The organism is Bacillus sp. A260, assembly GCF_009861435.1.
Lineage (GTDB): Bacteria > Bacillota > Bacilli > Bacillales > Bacillaceae_G > Bacillus_A > Bacillus_A cereus.
The window spans coordinates 4,171,402-4,186,877 of record NZ_CP046398.1 but is presented as its reverse complement, the minus strand read 5'-3'; the positions used below and the strand labels follow the sequence as shown (position 1 = coordinate 4,186,877).

The following is a 15,476-nucleotide window of genomic DNA, read 5'->3' as shown; positions in this document are numbered from 1 at the left end:
TATGAAACAATTATATGGTGTAATCGGAAATCCAATTGGACATTCATTATCACCCGTTATGCATAACGATGCATTTGAACACTTGAATATGGATGCCCATTATCATGCGTTCCTTGTTGAAGAGGAATTGCTAGGGGAAGCAGTAAGAGGTTTAAAAGCATTAGGTATTTCAGGATTTAATGTAACAACTCCGCACAAGGTTGCTATTATGGAGTATTTGGATGAGATTGACCCATTGGCAAGGAAAATCGGTGCAGTAAATACAGTGGTTCATAAGGATGGAAGATTAATTGGCTATAACACAGACGGGATTGGTTTTGTTCGAGCGCTGCAGTCAATTAGTAATGAACCACTTCAAGGGAAACGTATTTTGTTACTTGGTTCAGGTGGTGCTAGCCGAGCTATTTATTTTTCTCTTGCTGATGTAGGTGTAAAAGAGATTGATGTAGCCAATCGTACAGTAGATAAGGCAAAGGAACTTATTGCTGCACGTACGGCCGATGTTAATTCTGTTGCTTTGTCGTTAGAAAAAGCGACAGAAGAACAAGGAAATTATGATATTATCATTCAGACGACAACGATAGGTATGCATCCACACGTAGAACATACGCCATTACAAATTTGTTCGTTAAAAAAAGGAACGATTGTATCAGATATAATTTATAATCCATTTGAAACGAAAATTTTATGTGAGGCAAAAGAGCAAGGTGCAATCATTCAAAATGGTATTGATATGTTTGTTTATCAAGGAGCACTTGCATTTGAAATGTGGACAGGACGCACGCCAAATATCGAGAGAATGAAACAATTAGTTATAGAAAAGCTTGGAGGCTAACATACATGTTAACAGGAAAACAAAAAAGATTTTTACGTGCACAAGCACATCATTTAACACCAATTTTTCAAGTAGGAAAAGGCGGAGTAAATGAAAATATGATTAAACAAATCGCAGATACTTTAGAAGCTCGTGAGTTATTTAAAGTAAGTGTATTACAAAACTGTGAATTTGATCGCCGTGAGGTTGCGGAAGAACTTGCAAAAGGTGCACGTGCTGAAATCGTTCAAGTAATTGGAAGCACAATCGTTTTATACAAAGAATCAAGAGAAAATAAACAAATTAAGCTTCCTCGATAAAAAGACTAGCATGCGCTATTTTTATCGTTTATGCGTAATGATGTAGAGAGCGAAACCGATTGAACTTTTATTAATAGCAACTCTCTTCATTCCTAACCGAGGAGAGTTGCTGTATGTAAAAGGAAGGGGCGTTTCTTTTGAGAAAAATTGGCATCATTGGCGGTACATTTGATCCGCCTCACTATGGACATTTGCTAATTGCAAATGAAGTATATCACGCTTTGAACTTGGAAGAAGTATGGTTCTTGCCAAACCAGATTCCGCCACATAAACAAGGGCGGAATATTACAAGTGTAGAAAGTCGTTTACATATGTTAGAGCTCGCGACTGAGGCAGAAGAGCACTTTTCTATTTGTTTAGAAGAGCTAAGTAGGAAGGGCCCATCTTATACGTATGACACTATGTTACAATTGACGAAGAAGTATCCGGATGTGCAGTTTCACTTTATTATTGGTGGGGATATGGTTGAGTATTTACCGAAGTGGTATAACATTGAAGCTTTACTTAATCTTGTAACGTTTGTTGGAGTTGCAAGACCTGGGTATACATTGCATACACCATATAAGATTACTACAGTGGAAATTCCGGAATTTGCAGTTTCTTCATCCTTATTACGTGAGAGATATAAGGAGAAGAAAACGTGTAAATATTTACTTCCCGAAAAAGTACAGGTATATATCGAGAGGAATGGGTTGTATGAATCGTGAAAATGCACTGCATATTGTCAAACAACAAATGCATGAAAAACGTTATATACACACAATTGGTGTAATGGAGACAGCGATTGAGCTTGCTAAGTTATACGGTGTGGACGAAAAAAAAGCAGAGATGGCAGCTATATTCCATGATTATGCGAAATGTAGAGCAATTTCAGAGATGGAAGAGATTATTAAACGTGAAGATTTGCCGAAAGATTTACTTTGCTATAACAAAGAGTTATGGCATGCACCTGTTGGGGCATACTTAGTAGAAAAAGAAGTAGGCATTACGGATTCTGAAATTTTGCAAGCTATTACATATCATACAAGTGGTCATGAGAATATGACGATGTTAGATAAAGTGATTTATGTAGCGGATTACATTGAACCTGGGCGAAAGTTTCCAGGAGTGGAAGAGGCTCGTAAACTCGCATATACGGATATAAATCAAGCTTTATTATTTGCGTTAAAGAGAACAATTCAATTTTTAATGGAAAAAGATCAGACGATTTATCCATTAACATTCCAAACATACAATGCAGTTATCAAGGAGGAAATGAGTAAATGAACGATAAAGATTTATTAGTATTAGCGGCAAAAGCAGCTGATGATAAGAGAGCAGAAGATATGGTTGTCCTAAATATGCAAGGTATTTCACCAATTGCAGATTATTTCATTATTTGTCACGGAAATTCAGATAAACAAGTGCAAGCAATTGCACGTGAAATTAAATCAAAAGCACATGAGTTCCAAATCGACGTACAACGTATGGAAGGGTTTGACGAAGCACGTTGGGTATTAGTTGATCTTGGAGATGTAGTTGCTCATGTATTCCATAAAGATGAGCGTAATCACTATAATTTAGAGCGTCTATGGGGCGATGTGCCACGTGAAGATATTACAGAAGAGTTAGGCCAATGAAATACGAACAATTTGCATTGTTGTACGACGAACTAATGAATGATGTCCCTTATGATAAATGGGTGGAATTTACAGAGGAAAGTTTACAGCAGGCAGATATGAAAGAGGCAAAAATTCTTGATGTAGCATGCGGTACAGGTAATGTAACCCTGCCGCTTGTGCAAAAGGGTTACGATTTAATAGGTGTCGATCTTTCAGAAGAAATGTTAACAGTCGCTCAGCAAAAACTAGGAGGAGAGGGATACTTTATTCCTTTTTATCAACAAGACATGCGAGAGCTTGATGTTCCAGGTGAGTTTGATTGTGTAACCATCTTTTGTGATTCATTAAATTATGTATTGCAAGAAGATGGAGTACAAGAAACATTTAGAAGAGTATTTCATCATTTACGTCAAGATGGTTTGTTTTTATTTGATGTACATTCTTTATATAAAATACATCATGTATTTCAAAATGAAACGTATACAGTGAATGGAGAAGAAATATCTCTTATTTGGAATTGCTTCCCTGGTGAAGAATCAAATAGTGTAGAGCATGATTTAACATTCTTTGTTCAAGATCCGGAAGAAGATGTGTACCATCGGTTTGACGAATGTCACGTGCAACGTGCATATCAAGTGGAAGAGTTAACGAAATGGCTTGAAGAAGCAGGTTTTACAGTGCTTCGTGTAACAGGTGATTTTGAGCGACTTGAAGTTACAGAACAAACAGAGCGTATTTTCTTCATGGCGAAGAAAAATGGATAAAACAAAAGCAACCGAGAAGGTTGCTTTTGTTTTATAAAGAAGATGTATTTTTAGTTCTAGCATAATCTGAAGATTGTATGCGTAAAGTGTGGGAATAGTAGTTGAAGTGAAAATGTATTGTAAAAAAGTAAGTATTTATAAAAAGGATTTGGAATGAAAATGACGTATTTATTATGTGTGTTTATTGAATTGCTGATCAACGCATTCTAAATCTTCATCAAATTTTTCATGTGTTCGCTCGATTAACTTATGGAACATATCTCCAACGTGCTCTTCTAAAACCCGAATGCCTTCCCCAGTAACGCCGCCTTTCACGCAAACCTTTTCTTGTAAGGTAGGTAATGTGAAGATTTCTTTTTCAAGTAATTTCCCCATCCCCACGACCATTTCACTTACTAAAGTAGTAGCCTCTTCGTGTGTAATATTTGTTTTATCTACAGCAGCGTTAATGAAGCATTGTAGTAAATAACTAAAGAAAGCAGGACCGCAACTTGCTATATCAGATGAAACGCGCGTTATATCTTCTTCTATTACAAGAGGTGTAGAAATGTTTTTGAATAGACGAAGTAGTTTTTGTTGCCATTCTTCAGAGCAATTATCTCCAAATGTAAATAGTGAGGCGCCAGAGAGCGCGCGATTTGTGATACTTGGAATGATACGCGCGACGTGGCAAGGTACGAGAGTCTCTAATTGTGATGGAGATATTGGACTTGTAATAGAAACTAAGCACGTTTCATCAGAAAAATGTTCAGCGTATTTTTTTAGGATAGGGTATATATCTATCGGCTTGACACAAATAAAAATAAGTTGTGATTGTTCGATTACTTCCGGGATTGTTTTTGCTATATGAACAGAAGGGTATTTTTCTTTTATATGATATGCTTTTGCAGGCGTCCGATTAATGATTGTAAGGCACGAAGGTTTGACAGCACGGGTTTCTAAAAATGCATCGATTAGTATATTCCCCATGTTTCCTGTCCCTATAATTCCTATGTTCAAAGTTTCATCCCTCCTTCGTAACAGCTTTCTCCTAAACAATATGAATGATGTTATAAATTTATGATTAGAGGTGTAAAATGATGTGGGATTTTCCGAAAAAGTGGTTAGGTTTAGTAGCTATTATTGGAACTTTACTTTTTCTTGTTTTTTGGAAAACGAATCAGAGTGTAGAACGAATGCCTATTACAATGAATGTACAAGAGAAGGAGATCGAAAAAAAGGGTAAACCGAAAATATCGGATACAAAGGAACAGAAAAGAACAATTATAATTGATGTGAAAGGAGCGGTTAGTAAAGAAGGGGTATATGAAATGAAGGAAGGAGATCGCGTAAAGGATGCGGTTCAAAAGGCTGGTGGTTTTTTATCAGAAGTAGATATGAAAAAAGTGAATTTAGCACAAATTGTACAAGATCAAATGCTTCTTTATATACCGAGTAAAAATGAATCAGAACAAGGGGTGCTTACTTCTTCTAAGGAAGATGGCAAGATTCGAATAAATACAGCGGCGAAAGAACAACTAGAAAAAATTACAGGGATTGGCTCTCGAAAGGCAGAAAGTATTTTGAAATATCGAGAAGAACATGGTCCGTTTCAGAAAATAGAAGATTTATTAGAGATTGATGGGATTGGTGCGAAGTCTCTTGAAAAGATAAAAGATCAAATTATTATTCCGTAAAAGATTGACGAAGTTTTTCTTCTTTCGCTACACTACAAGTAGACAAAAAAGTAGGTGAAAAATATGGAACGAATTTCATGGGATCAATATTTTATGACGCAAAGCCATCTACTATCTTTGCGTAGTACATGTACAAGGCTTGCGGTAGGAGCGACAATCGTTCGCGATAAACGAATTATTGCTGGTGGATATAATGGTTCAATTAAAGGTGGCGTACATTGTATAGATGATGGTTGTTACGTAATCGATAATCATTGTGTTCGGACAATTCATGCCGAAATGAATGCTTTATTACAATGTGCCAAGTTTGGTGCGAAAACAGAGGAAGCAGAAATTTACGTTACGCATTTCCCTTGTTTACAATGTTGTAAGGCAATTATTCAAAGTGGTATTACAGCGGTTTATTATGCGCAGGATTATAAAAATCATCCATACGCCATAGAGTTATTTGAACAAGCGAATGTAACAGTGAAACACGTTCCGCTAGAATATGATATTGCTGCATTAGAGGATCAAAAACGTTATACAGAGTTGAAAGAATTATTTGTGTCTTTAGAAAAAGATAATTTATCAATGGAAGAATTACAGCATGTATTCACGAAAGCAAAAATGATGCTATAAGGAGTGAGTATAAGTTGCAAGAACAATGGGGGTATGTTGCAATCTCGTTTATAATAGGGATTGCAATTGCCTTTTCCTCGTCACTTTTATTGATAGTTTTTTGCCTCTTTTTAAATGTTTTCTTCTGTTTATATCGCACTTCGCGTAAAACCTTCATTTTTTGTATTGTAGCGTGCTTTAGTAGCGTTATATACACTTCCTATGTTCAAGTATGGAATAAGCCTCTAGGGAAGCCCTATGCAGTTACAAGAGGGGTTATACAAAACACACCGCTTGTTAATGGGGATCGCCTATCTTTTCAATTTGAAGATCAGAATAAAAATATAGTGCAGTTAAGTTATAGAATAAAATCAGCTTTGGAAAAGAAAAAAATGCAACAATTATACGCAGGGATATCATGTGTATTCGAGGGTGAGAGGAAAGAACCGGAAACAGCTCGGAATTTTCATGGTTTTAATTACCGTGATTATTTATACAAGCAACATATTCATTTCACATTTGAGGCTACATATATTTCTGAATGCTATAAAACATCACTGTCGCTCACGCAATGGATTCTTCTTTTAAGGCAACAAGCAATCTCGAAAGTTACAGAAATGTTTCCAGAGCAATCAGGTGCTTTTATGAATGCATTACTCTTTGGTGATAGACAACAAATGACGTTTGAAGTGGAAGAGCAATATCAACAATTTGGTCTTGTACATTTGTTAGCAATTTCAGGTTCACACATTGTATTGTTGATGGTGATAGTATATTTTATTTTGCTAAGAAGCGGTGCGACGAGGGAGGTAGCAACAATTTGCCTTATCATTTGTATTCCTTTGTATATGGTTTTAGCAGGGGCTTCACCCTCTGTTATAAGAGCTTCTATAACAGGGGTTTTGATGTTGATTGCTTTTATGTGCTCGATTCGTTTATCTAGTTTAGATGCTTTAAGTGTAACAGCTATATGTATGCTTATATATGACCCTTATCTTGTTTTTAATATTGGATTTCAGTTTTCTTTTGTAGGTAGCTTCGCTTTACTTTTGTCTGCTCCGTTATTGTTAGGGAGTAGCAACGGAGTAATCCGAAATTCTATTTATATTTCTATCATTTCACAGCTCGTTAGTACTCCGATTTTGTTATATCACTTTGGTTATTTTTCTCCATATAGCATTCTCCTCAATCTCTTATACGTTCCGTTTTTATCTATCATTGTATTACCATGTAGCATTATTATTTTACTGTGTATGCCAATTGTCCCGTTTCTTGCAAAAGGATTTGCGGATGTATTATCAATAGGCTTGAGTATGTCTAATGATTTTCTAAGTTATTGTGAAAGTTTACCATTTACCCAGCTTATCTTCGGGGAAACGCCCTTCAATCTTGTAGCTGTATATTGCGCGAGTATTGTCAGTATATTGATGGTTTGGGAAAGAAGAGCGCCGAAAAAAATGGTTTGTATAGTTGCGAGTGTATTTATTTTTATTAGCACATGTCATTATGTATATCCATATTTTAGAGGAAGCGGAAGTGTAACATTTATTGATGTTGGACAAGGTGATGCAATATTAATTCGCCTTCCGTATGATAAAGGGATTTATCTTATTGATACAGGTGGAACGCTTCGTGTGAATAAGGAAGAATGGCAACAAAAAAAGCATGAATTTTCTGTTGGGAATGATGTTTTAATACCCTTTTTACAAAAAGAAGGTATTAAAACAATTGATAAATTAATCGTAACGCATGGAGATGCAGATCATATAGGTGCTGCGCAAGAATTATTATCATATATACCTGTAAAAGAAGTGGTATTTGGCCGAAAGGGAAAAGATGCAGTATTAGAAAAAGTAGTCAAGAAACAGGCATTAGAAAAGGAAATGAAAATAACTGAAGTGGGGGAAGGGGCGAGTTGGAGTGTAAATGAAGCGGAATTTTTCGTTTTAGCTCCAAAAGGAAAAGAAAAAAGCGAAAATAACGCTTCAATTGTAATATGGGCAAAATTTGGAGGGTTGAAGTGGCTATTTACAGGCGATTTGGAAGAAGAAGGGGAAAAGATTTTAGTAGAGGCATATCCAGATTTACAAGTGGATGTTTTAAAAGTTGCTCATCATGGGAGTAATACGTCATCTATAGAGCCTTTTTTGAACGTCATACAGCCTCGTGTAGCGATTATATCTGTTGGTAAGCAGAATAGGTATGGACACCCGCATAAAGAAGTGATAGAGCGTTTTGAGAAGATGGGGAGTGCGATATGGCGCACGGACAAGCAAGGTGCTATTTCCTATGTTTTTAAAGGGGAAAATGGAACCTTTAAAAGTAAAATCACATATGATAAAACACATAATAGATGAAAAAGAGAAGACTGCCATGAAGTGGCAGTCTTTAAGAACCGATAAATTTAATAACAGTTGCAATGATGAAAAGTGTTGCGAAAAAACCAAATGAGACGATAAATCCTACCCCTGAATCAATAGCGTCATTGCGTTTACTTTGAACGTTTTGTTCAAAATCATTCATTTAGAATCCCTCCCCAACATTCCACTTTAGTATAAAATATTGTCAGAAAAAAATCTACAATTTCCATATGAAGAGAAAACGAGCTTTTTTGCTACTTTTAAATCATGAAGTAATGTGAGTTTTTCGTTTCCAAGCATGTTAACAGTTGGCACTTATACTCAAATTTTTATTGCGAATAATAAAGGGAAGGTGATTACCGCACACCAATAAGAAACCCGGGGCTTATTGCGTGGCGTTTAATATAAATAAAGGGACGGGTTATAAAGCCTGTTCCTTTGTACTTGTAAAACAAAAGCTAGGGCATTAGTATAAATATATATTGCCAAGTTAGGGAGTAGGAAAAAGTATGAGTGATATACATAAAAAAATTAAAAAGAAACAGTTTGCTCCGTTATATTTACTATATGGAACGGAAGCTTTTTTTATAAATGAAACGATAAAGCTTATTACGACAGAAGCACTTGAAGAAGAAGATCGAGAGTTTAATGTTGTGACATACGATTTAGAAGAAGCGTATTTAGAAGATGTGGTTGAGGATGCGCGTACGCTTCCTTTCTTCGGAGAACGGAAAGTACTGTTAATAAAATCACCGCTATTTTTGACTTCGCAAAAAGAAAAGTTAGAGCAAAATATAAAAATTTTAGAAGAATACATTGGTGAACCTTCTCCATTTTCTATTCTTGTTTTTGTTGCGCCTTACGAAAAACTTGATGAGCGAAAAAAAATTACAAAACTATTAAAGAAAACAGCAGATGTAGTAGAAGCAAATGCGATGCAAATACAGGATGTTCAGAAGTGGATTGTTGCTCGTGCAGATGAAGTGCATGTGCATATTGATAACGCGGCTGTTAGTTTGTTGCTAGAGCTTGTGGGAAGTAATGTAACAATGTTGGCGAAGGAAATGGACAAGTTAACGTTATACGTCGGTATGGGCGGAGAGATTACGACGAAACTTGTTGCAGAGCTTGTACCAAAATCCGTTGAGCAAAATGTATTCGCTTTGACAGAAAAAGTGGTGAAAAAAGATATTGCAGGTGCAATGCAAATTTTGGATGGATTATTTACGCAGCAGGAAGAGCCGATTAAATTGCTTGCGTTATTAGTGAGTCAATTCCGCTTGTTGTATCAAGTGAAAGAGCTACAGCAACGTGGTTATGGACAAAATCAAATTGCGTCTCATATTGGTGTACATCCGTATCGCGTGAAGTTGGCAATGAATCAAACGAAGTTTTTCTCTTTTGAAGAATTAAAAAAAGTGATTATAGAATTAGCGGAAGCTGATTATAGTATGAAGACGGGAAAGATGGATAAGAAACTTGTGCTCGAGTTTTTCTTAATGCGATTAAATCATATGTGATGACACAAAAAAGTTCATGTACTAAGTACATGAACTTTTTTGTATATAAAAAAACGATCCAAATGGATCGTTTTTTAAACGCCTTACGCGTTTACTTGTTTCGCTAAGCGAGATTTTTGACGAGCTGCAGCGTTTTGGTGGATAAGACCTTTACGAGCTGCTTTGTCAAGTTTTTTAGAAGCAGTTTTGAAAGCTTCTTTAGCATTTTCAAGATCGTTATTAGTAACTAAAGCTTCTACAGTTTTAACAGCAGAACGCATGTCAGACTTGATAGAAGCGTTATGTGCACGACGCTCTTCGCTAAGTTTAGCGCGTTTGATAGCAGATTTGATGTTTGCCATACTTTTCACCTCCCTGGTGCAATCGAATGACTCGATTCTTACATAGAACAAGTGATATTCTATCAAACGGTGAAGAGAATTGCAATAGTATATCCATGAAATTTCACGTAAAGGAAAGAATGACCTTATATAACTTTGGGAAATCTAACGATATTTACTATGAATTACGGAGGAGATACGATGAAAGAACCATTAGATTTAAGTAAATATAGCATTAGAACTGACCTTGCTGTAGAAGCCCATCAAATGTTGCAAGAAAGCCAAGAGGAACAAAAAGGGATACAGGGAGTTATTGTAAAAGAGAGAGAAGAAGAGGGGACTATAATTACAAAAGTAACAATTGATGAAGCTGCCTCTGAAGCGATGGGTAAAAAGCCTGGAAATTATTTAACGCTTGAAGTTCAAGGTATACGTCAGCAAGATACAGAACTTCAACAAAAAGTGGAGCGTATTTTTGCAAAAGAATTTTCTAATTTCTTAGAAGAGGTTGGCGTTACAAAAGAAGCAAGCTGTTTAATTGTAGGTCTTGGGAATTGGAATGTAACACCAGATGCTCTTGGACCGATAGTTGTAGAAAATGTATTAGTAACGAGACATTTGTTTCAATTACAGCCTGAAAGTGTAGAAGAAGGGTTTAGGCCTGTTAGTGCAATTCGGCCGGGGGTAATGGGAATTACAGGAATCGAAACGAGCGATGTTATTTATGGGATTATTGAGAAGACGAACCCGGACTTTGTAATTGCGATTGACGCATTAGCTGCCCGTTCTATTGAACGAGTAAATAGCACGATACAAATTTCTGATACTGGAATTCATCCCGGATCGGGGGTTGGGAATAAACGTAAAGAACTAAGTAAAGACACATTAGGTATCCCTGTAATCGCGATTGGTGTTCCGACTGTGGTCGATGCTGTTTCGATTACAAGTGATACGATTGATTTTATTTTGAAACATTTCGGCCGAGAGATGAAAGAAGGAAATAAACCTTCACGCTCTTTGTTACCAGCGGGATTTTCATTTGGAGAAAAGAAAAAATTAACGGAAGAAGATATGCCGGATGAAAAGAGCAGAAATATGTTTTTAGGTGCTGTTGGTACGTTGGAAGAAGAAGAAAAAAGAAGGCTGATTTATGAAGTGCTATCTCCTCTTGGTCATAATTTAATGGTAACCCCAAAAGAAGTAGATACTTTTATTGAGGATATGGCGAATGTAATAGCGAGTGGTTTAAATGCGGCGCTGCATCATCAAATTGATCAAGATAATACGGGAGCATATACACATTGAGGGGAACAGATGATTATCGTTTGAGTCGCTTTACGCTTTTGTGTATATGTAGTGTGGCTTTATGTTTACTTATGATGATAGCAGGAGTGGCACTTGCTAATCATGGTTTGAAAAGTATGAAAGGCTATCAGCAACTGTCATATGAACAAATAGCTCATATGACAGGGACAGAAAGTACAGGTGCTGAATCAGAAATTTTGGGTAGCTCGTTTTCGGCCTCAGAAAAACAACAACAGTTAGAACGTTTAAGAAGTTTTAATGTTGTAGAAGGAATTGGGATGGCAGTAGCTAGTGTAGCTTATGAAATGACGAAGTTCGGAACGGATATCGTTGTTGGGAAAATAAAAGGAATTTTTAGCTAAGAGTAACATGGGAGGCGGTTGTTTTACTGGTTTGTAAGACAGCCGTTTTAAAATTTGAAAAGGGTTTGTCTCTTATGGTTTATTCGCATAAGATATAGATAGAATGATTTGTATCGTAAGCAGCACGAGTTTTCATTGAATCTTTGTTGCTCTATTGATATAATCAGTGCTAGTGTATATTGGCGAGACTATTAGGAGTTGAGAACATAGATGAATAAAGAAGAAAGAGCAAAAAGACAGTCCAAAATTCGTAATTTCTCTATTATTGCTCATATTGACCACGGAAAATCAACGTTAGCAGACCGTATTTTAGAGAAAACAAACGCGTTAACACAACGTGAAATGAAAGCTCAGTTGCTTGACTCTATGGATTTAGAGCGTGAGCGTGGTATTACAATCAAATTAAACGCAGTACAATTAAACTATAAAGCAAAAGATGGTGAAGAGTATATTCTTCATTTAATTGATACACCAGGACACGTCGACTTTACGTACGAAGTATCTCGTAGTTTAGCGGCTTGTGAAGGCGCGATTCTTGTAGTAGATGCAGCGCAAGGTATTGAAGCGCAAACGTTAGCAAACGTATACTTAGCGCTTGATAATAATTTGGAAATTTTACCAGTTATTAATAAAATCGACTTACCGAGTGCGGATCCAGAACGTGTACGTCAAGAGGTAGAAGATGTAATTGGTTTAGATGCATCAGAAGCGGTACTTGCTTCTGCGAAAGCTGGAATTGGTATTGAAGAAATTTTAGAACAAATTGTTGAAAAAGTACCAGCTCCGTCGGGTGATTCAGAAGAGCCATTACAATGTATGATTTTCGACTCTTTATATGATCCGTACCGCGGTGTAATTGCTTATATCCGTGTTGTAAATGGAACAGTAAAAGTTGGCGATAAAGTACGTATGATGGCAACGGGTAAAGAATTTGAAGTAACAGAAGTAGGTGTATTTACACCGAAAACTACGCAACGTGACGAGTTAACAGTAGGTGATGTAGGTTTCTTAGCAGCATCGATTAAAAATGTTGGTGACACACGTGTTGGTGATACGATTACACATGCGAAACGTCCAGCTGCAGAGCCGTTAGCAGGTTACCGTAAGTTAAACCCGATGGTATTCTGTGGTCTGTATCCAATTGACTCTGCTCGTTATAACGATTTACGTGATGCATTAGAAAAATTAGAGTTAAACGATTCTGCTCTTGAGTTTGAACCAGAAACATCTCAAGCGCTAGGATTTGGTTTCCGTTGTGGTTTCTTAGGGCTTCTTCACATGGAAATCATTCAAGAACGTATTGAACGTGAATTTAAGATTGACTTAATTACAACAGCGCCAAGCGTTATTTATAAAGTTTATTTAACTAACGGTGAAGATGTTATTGTTGATAACCCATCTAATATGCCAGATCCACAGTCTATCGATCGTGTAGAAGAGCCGTTTGTGAAGGCTTCAATTATGGTTCCGAATGACTATGTTGGAGCTGTAATGGAGATTTGCCAAGGTAAACGTGGAACGTTTATTGATATGCAATATTTAGATGAAACGCGTGTTACATTAACATATGAAATCCCGTTATCAGAAATCGTATATGACTTCTTCGATCAATTGAAATCAAATACGAAAGGGTATGCATCATTTGACTACGAGTTAATTGGCTATAAGCCATCTAAACTTGTGAAAATGGATATTCTTTTAAATAATGAACAAGTGGATGCTTTATCATTTATCGTACACCGTGATTCAGCGTATGACCGTGGTAAAGTAATCGTAGAGAAATTAAAAGAATTAATTCCGAGACAACAGTTCGAAGTGCCAATTCAGGCGACTATCGGAAATAAAGTTGTAGCACGTTCTACAATTAAAGCGATGCGTAAAAACGTACTTGCAAAATGTTACGGCGGTGACATTTCTCGTAAGCGTAAACTTCTTGATAAGCAAAAAGAAGGTAAAAAACGTATGAAGTCTGTTGGCTCTGTAGAAGTACCGCAAGAGGCATTCATGGCTGTACTGAAAATGGATGACAACTAATATTTGAAATAAAAAAGAAGTCGTTTGTGCGGCTTCTTTTTTCTGTATAATTACTTTTTAGACATCTGAGCAGCTCTCATTTACAATAATGAGAGAGCTTTTTAGTTCATATAGAGTTAGGAGATTGTTAATGTCCGAAAATATTCGAAAAGATATTCAAGATAAAATACAAAATGGTAATTTTAATTGTGAAAAGGAATTGACGCTTTCTATTATTAGTGGAAAGTGGAAAGTTGTGATACTGTGGCATCTTGGTGTGGAAGGGCCGCATCGTTTCAGTGAATTACAACGGTTATTCCCAAGCATTTCTCATAAAGTTTTGTCGAACCAATTAAAAGAGTTAATGGAAGATGGGATTGTTGATCGGACAGTATATCCTGAAATTCCTCCTCGCGTTGAGTATTATATGACGGAACTAGGCATGTCACTTTTACCGATCGTTGAAATGATGTATGATTGGGGAAAAATGCGAATGGAACAAATTCGTAATACGTTAGAGAAGTAGAGAACCCTCCGGAGTGCGGAGGTTTTCTTTTTAGAAAGGTAGGAGTTATATTTGGTACAAGCTGCATACATTCATATTCCGTTTTGTCAGCACATTTGTCACTATTGTGATTTTAATAAAGTGTTTATTGAACGCCAACCGGTTGATCAATATTTAGATTATTTAGAGAAGGAAATAATAAATACGGTTCAAAAAGTTCCATTTGATAGTATGAAAACGATTTTTGTGGGTGGGGGAACTCCGACAGCGTTAAATATGGAACAGACAAAAAATTTACTCGAGATTATTAATCGTCATTTGCGTCCGTTCGCCCCGAATTGTGAATTAACATTTGAAGCGAATCCAGGAGATTTACCGAAAGAGAAGCTAAATGTACTGCTAGAAGGTGGAGTAAATCGAATTAGTTTTGGTGTGCAAACGTTCCGTGATGAACTTCTTGAGAAGATCGGGCGCAAGCATACGAGGGAAGATGCATTCCTCGCGATTCGAGAGGCACAGGAAGTAGGCTTTAAAAATATTAATGTAGATATTATTTATGCTTTGCCAGGACAGACGATAGAAGATGTAAAAGAAACATTAGATATTGCTTTTACGCTTGGTGTACAACATTTCTCGGCATATTCATTAATTGTGGAGCCAAAAACAGTGTTTTATAACTTAATGAACAAAGGAAAATTACGTCTTCCGGGTGAAGACCATGAAGCGAAAATGTATGAAATAGTAATGGATGAAATGGAGAAACACGGTTATAACCAGTATGAAATTAGTAATTTCTCAAAAGGTGACAATAAAAGTAGACATAATCTCACATACTGGAATAATGAAGAGTATTATGGATTTGGAGCTGGAGCTCATAGTTATGTGAACGGAGAACGTATTCAAAATGTTGGTCCTCTGAAGCAATATTTTAATAAAATTGATGAAACAGGATTTCCGTATTTAGATGTTCACAAAGTGACGGAGAAAGAAAGAATGGAAGAAGAGCTGTTCTTAGGGCTTCGAAAAACAAAAGGTGTTTCTAAAACGGCGTTCCACAATAAATTTAATATAGAGATGGATCAAGTTTTCGCAAAGCAGTTACAAAGCAACCAAGAGCAGGGATTGCTTGAAGAGGAAGATGGACATGTGCGTTTAACGCGAAAAGGAAAATTATTAGGGAATGAAGTATTCCAATCATTTTTGATTGACTAATTAAATGTTCCATAGGCGTGAAAAAGTTTCATTATTTCGTGACGTTTCCGTTGACAATTGAATGTCAATTTTGGTAAGTTATTAATAGATTTAGCACTCAAAGA

18 protein-coding genes are annotated in these 15,476 nt (G+C 36.4%); 15 read left to right on the top strand and 3 right to left on the bottom strand.

Translation table 11 applies throughout. The features are described 5' to 3' along the window. The first annotated feature begins 1 nt into the window (after window position 1). The 6 genes from aroE (at window position 2) to GD442_RS21230 (ending at window position 3,499) form a co-directional block, all read left to right on the top strand. Window positions 2-835: a shikimate dehydrogenase gene (aroE, locus tag GD442_RS21255; RefSeq protein ID WP_000812076.1), complete on the top strand. Its 834-nt coding sequence runs from the start codon at window positions 2-4 to the stop codon at window positions 833-835. Window positions 836-840: 5 nt separating this feature from the next. Beyond that, window positions 841-1,134 carry a ribosome assembly RNA-binding protein YhbY gene (gene yhbY, locus GD442_RS21250; RefSeq protein WP_000955224.1) on the top strand — a complete coding sequence of 98 codons (294 nt, stop codon included), beginning with the start codon at window positions 841-843 and terminating at the stop codon, window positions 1,132-1,134. A 137-nt stretch (window positions 1,135-1,271) separates the two neighbouring features. Beyond that, complete coding sequence (nadD, locus tag GD442_RS21245; RefSeq protein WP_001226048.1) at window positions 1,272-1,841, top strand: nicotinate-nucleotide adenylyltransferase; 570 nt, start codon at window positions 1,272-1,274, stop codon at window positions 1,839-1,841. Next, window positions 1,831-2,400, top strand: coding sequence for a bis(5'-nucleosyl)-tetraphosphatase (symmetrical) YqeK (gene yqeK / locus GD442_RS21240; protein WP_001078477.1), 570 nt, complete (start codon window positions 1,831-1,833; stop codon window positions 2,398-2,400). Before nadD ends, yqeK begins: the two co-directional genes overlap by 11 nt. Next, window positions 2,397-2,753, top strand: a complete 357-nt coding sequence (gene rsfS / locus GD442_RS21235) for a ribosome silencing factor (RefSeq protein WP_000998173.1) — start codon at window positions 2,397-2,399, stop codon at window positions 2,751-2,753. The genes yqeK and rsfS overlap by 4 nt, the downstream gene beginning before the upstream one ends. Further along, entirely contained in the window at window positions 2,750-3,499 is a 750-nt protein-coding gene (locus GD442_RS21230; protein WP_000873069.1) for a class I SAM-dependent methyltransferase, read from the top strand. The genes rsfS and GD442_RS21230 overlap by 4 nt, the downstream gene beginning before the upstream one ends. Window positions 3,500-3,670: 171 nt before the next feature. Here the strand turns inward: GD442_RS21230 and comER are convergent, their stop codons facing one another. Then, window positions 3,671-4,498 (bottom strand): late competence protein ComER, encoded by an 828-nt coding sequence (gene comER, locus GD442_RS21225; RefSeq protein WP_001020554.1) that lies wholly within the window; start codon window positions 4,496-4,498, stop codon window positions 3,671-3,673. Between the two features lie 77 nt (window positions 4,499-4,575). On the opposite strand from comER, the gene GD442_RS21220 reads away from it, so the two are divergent. From GD442_RS21220 to GD442_RS21210, 3 genes are all read left to right on the top strand, one after another. Then, window positions 4,576-5,175, top strand: coding sequence for a helix-hairpin-helix domain-containing protein (locus tag GD442_RS21220; RefSeq protein ID WP_000989932.1), 600 nt, complete (start codon window positions 4,576-4,578; stop codon window positions 5,173-5,175). Window positions 5,176-5,238: 63 nt separating this feature from the next. Then, window positions 5,239-5,796 (top strand): ComE operon protein 2, encoded by a 558-nt coding sequence (locus GD442_RS21215; protein WP_000439770.1) that lies wholly within the window; start codon window positions 5,239-5,241, stop codon window positions 5,794-5,796. A gap of 14 nt (window positions 5,797-5,810) precedes the next feature. Continuing rightward, window positions 5,811-8,132: a DNA internalization-related competence protein ComEC/Rec2 gene (locus GD442_RS21210; protein ID WP_001157837.1), complete on the top strand. Its 2,322-nt coding sequence runs from the start codon at window positions 5,811-5,813 to the stop codon at window positions 8,130-8,132. 31 nt (window positions 8,133-8,163) lie between these two features. On the opposite strand, the gene GD442_RS21205 is transcribed toward GD442_RS21210, so the two are convergent. Then, window positions 8,164-8,298 (bottom strand): YqzM family protein, encoded by a 135-nt coding sequence (locus GD442_RS21205; protein WP_000997609.1) that lies wholly within the window; start codon window positions 8,296-8,298, stop codon window positions 8,164-8,166. A 346-nt stretch (window positions 8,299-8,644) separates the two neighbouring features. Here GD442_RS21205 and holA point away from each other — a divergent pair, with 346 nt between their 5' ends. Continuing rightward, a complete protein-coding gene (gene holA, locus GD442_RS21200) occupies window positions 8,645-9,655 on the top strand; it encodes a DNA polymerase III subunit delta (protein ID WP_001279916.1) in 1,011 nt (336 codons plus the stop codon). An 83-nt stretch (window positions 9,656-9,738) separates the two neighbouring features. Here holA and rpsT read toward each other — a convergent pair whose 3' ends face one another. Beyond that, complete coding sequence (gene rpsT / locus GD442_RS21195; protein ID WP_001274011.1) at window positions 9,739-9,996, bottom strand: 30S ribosomal protein S20; 258 nt, start codon at window positions 9,994-9,996, stop codon at window positions 9,739-9,741. Window positions 9,997-10,176: 180 nt separating this feature from the next. Between rpsT and gpr the strand changes: the two genes are divergently transcribed. The 5 genes from gpr (at window position 10,177) to hemW (ending at window position 15,372) form a co-directional block, all read left to right on the top strand. Beyond that, window positions 10,177-11,280, top strand: a complete 1,104-nt coding sequence (gpr, locus tag GD442_RS21190) for a GPR endopeptidase (protein WP_000662618.1) — start codon at window positions 10,177-10,179, stop codon at window positions 11,278-11,280. Continuing rightward, window positions 11,277-11,642 carry a YqxA family protein gene (locus GD442_RS21185; protein ID WP_001215037.1) on the top strand — a complete coding sequence of 122 codons (366 nt, stop codon included), beginning with the start codon at window positions 11,277-11,279 and terminating at the stop codon, window positions 11,640-11,642. Before gpr ends, GD442_RS21185 begins: the two co-directional genes overlap by 4 nt. A gap of 210 nt (window positions 11,643-11,852) precedes the next feature. Continuing rightward, window positions 11,853-13,676, top strand: coding sequence for an elongation factor 4 (gene lepA, locus GD442_RS21180; protein ID WP_001030951.1), 1,824 nt, complete (start codon window positions 11,853-11,855; stop codon window positions 13,674-13,676). A 130-nt stretch (window positions 13,677-13,806) separates the two neighbouring features. Beyond that, on the top strand, window positions 13,807-14,181 hold the full coding sequence (locus tag GD442_RS21175) for a winged helix-turn-helix transcriptional regulator (RefSeq protein ID WP_001293539.1): 375 nt from the start codon (window positions 13,807-13,809) through the stop codon (window positions 14,179-14,181). A gap of 51 nt (window positions 14,182-14,232) precedes the next feature. Continuing rightward, on the top strand, window positions 14,233-15,372 hold the full coding sequence (gene hemW, locus GD442_RS21170) for a radical SAM family heme chaperone HemW (RefSeq protein ID WP_000249438.1): 1,140 nt from the start codon (window positions 14,233-14,235) through the stop codon (window positions 15,370-15,372). The last annotated feature ends 104 nt before the right edge of the window (window positions 15,373-15,476 follow it).

Excerpts from the sequence above, each read along its gene's own strand:
- aroE (WP_000812076.1), top strand. The coding sequence starts at position 2 with ATGAAACAATTATATGGTGTAATCGGAAATCCAATTGGACATTCATTA.
- yhbY (WP_000955224.1), top strand. The coding sequence starts at position 841 with ATGTTAACAGGAAAACAAAAAAGATTTTTACGTGCACAAGCACATCAT.
- yqeK (WP_001078477.1), top strand. The coding sequence starts at position 1,831 with ATGAATCGTGAAAATGCACTGCATATTGTCAAACAACAAATGCATGAA.
- rsfS (WP_000998173.1), top strand. The coding sequence starts at position 2,397 with ATGAACGATAAAGATTTATTAGTATTAGCGGCAAAAGCAGCTGATGAT.
- GD442_RS21230 (WP_000873069.1), top strand. The coding sequence starts at position 2,750 with ATGAAATACGAACAATTTGCATTGTTGTACGACGAACTAATGAATGAT.
- GD442_RS21220 (WP_000989932.1), top strand. The coding sequence starts at position 4,576 with ATGATGTGGGATTTTCCGAAAAAGTGGTTAGGTTTAGTAGCTATTATT.
- GD442_RS21215 (WP_000439770.1), top strand. The coding sequence starts at position 5,239 with ATGGAACGAATTTCATGGGATCAATATTTTATGACGCAAAGCCATCTA.
- GD442_RS21205 (WP_000997609.1), bottom strand. The coding sequence starts at position 8,298 with ATGAATGATTTTGAACAAAACGTTCAAAGTAAACGCAATGACGCTATT.
- holA (WP_001279916.1), top strand. The coding sequence starts at position 8,645 with ATGAGTGATATACATAAAAAAATTAAAAAGAAACAGTTTGCTCCGTTA.
- rpsT (WP_001274011.1), bottom strand. The coding sequence starts at position 9,996 with ATGGCAAACATCAAATCTGCTATCAAACGCGCTAAACTTAGCGAAGAG.
- gpr (WP_000662618.1), top strand. The coding sequence starts at position 10,177 with ATGAAAGAACCATTAGATTTAAGTAAATATAGCATTAGAACTGACCTT.
- lepA (WP_001030951.1), top strand. The coding sequence starts at position 11,853 with ATGAATAAAGAAGAAAGAGCAAAAAGACAGTCCAAAATTCGTAATTTC.
- GD442_RS21175 (WP_001293539.1), top strand. The coding sequence starts at position 13,807 with ATGTCCGAAAATATTCGAAAAGATATTCAAGATAAAATACAAAATGGT.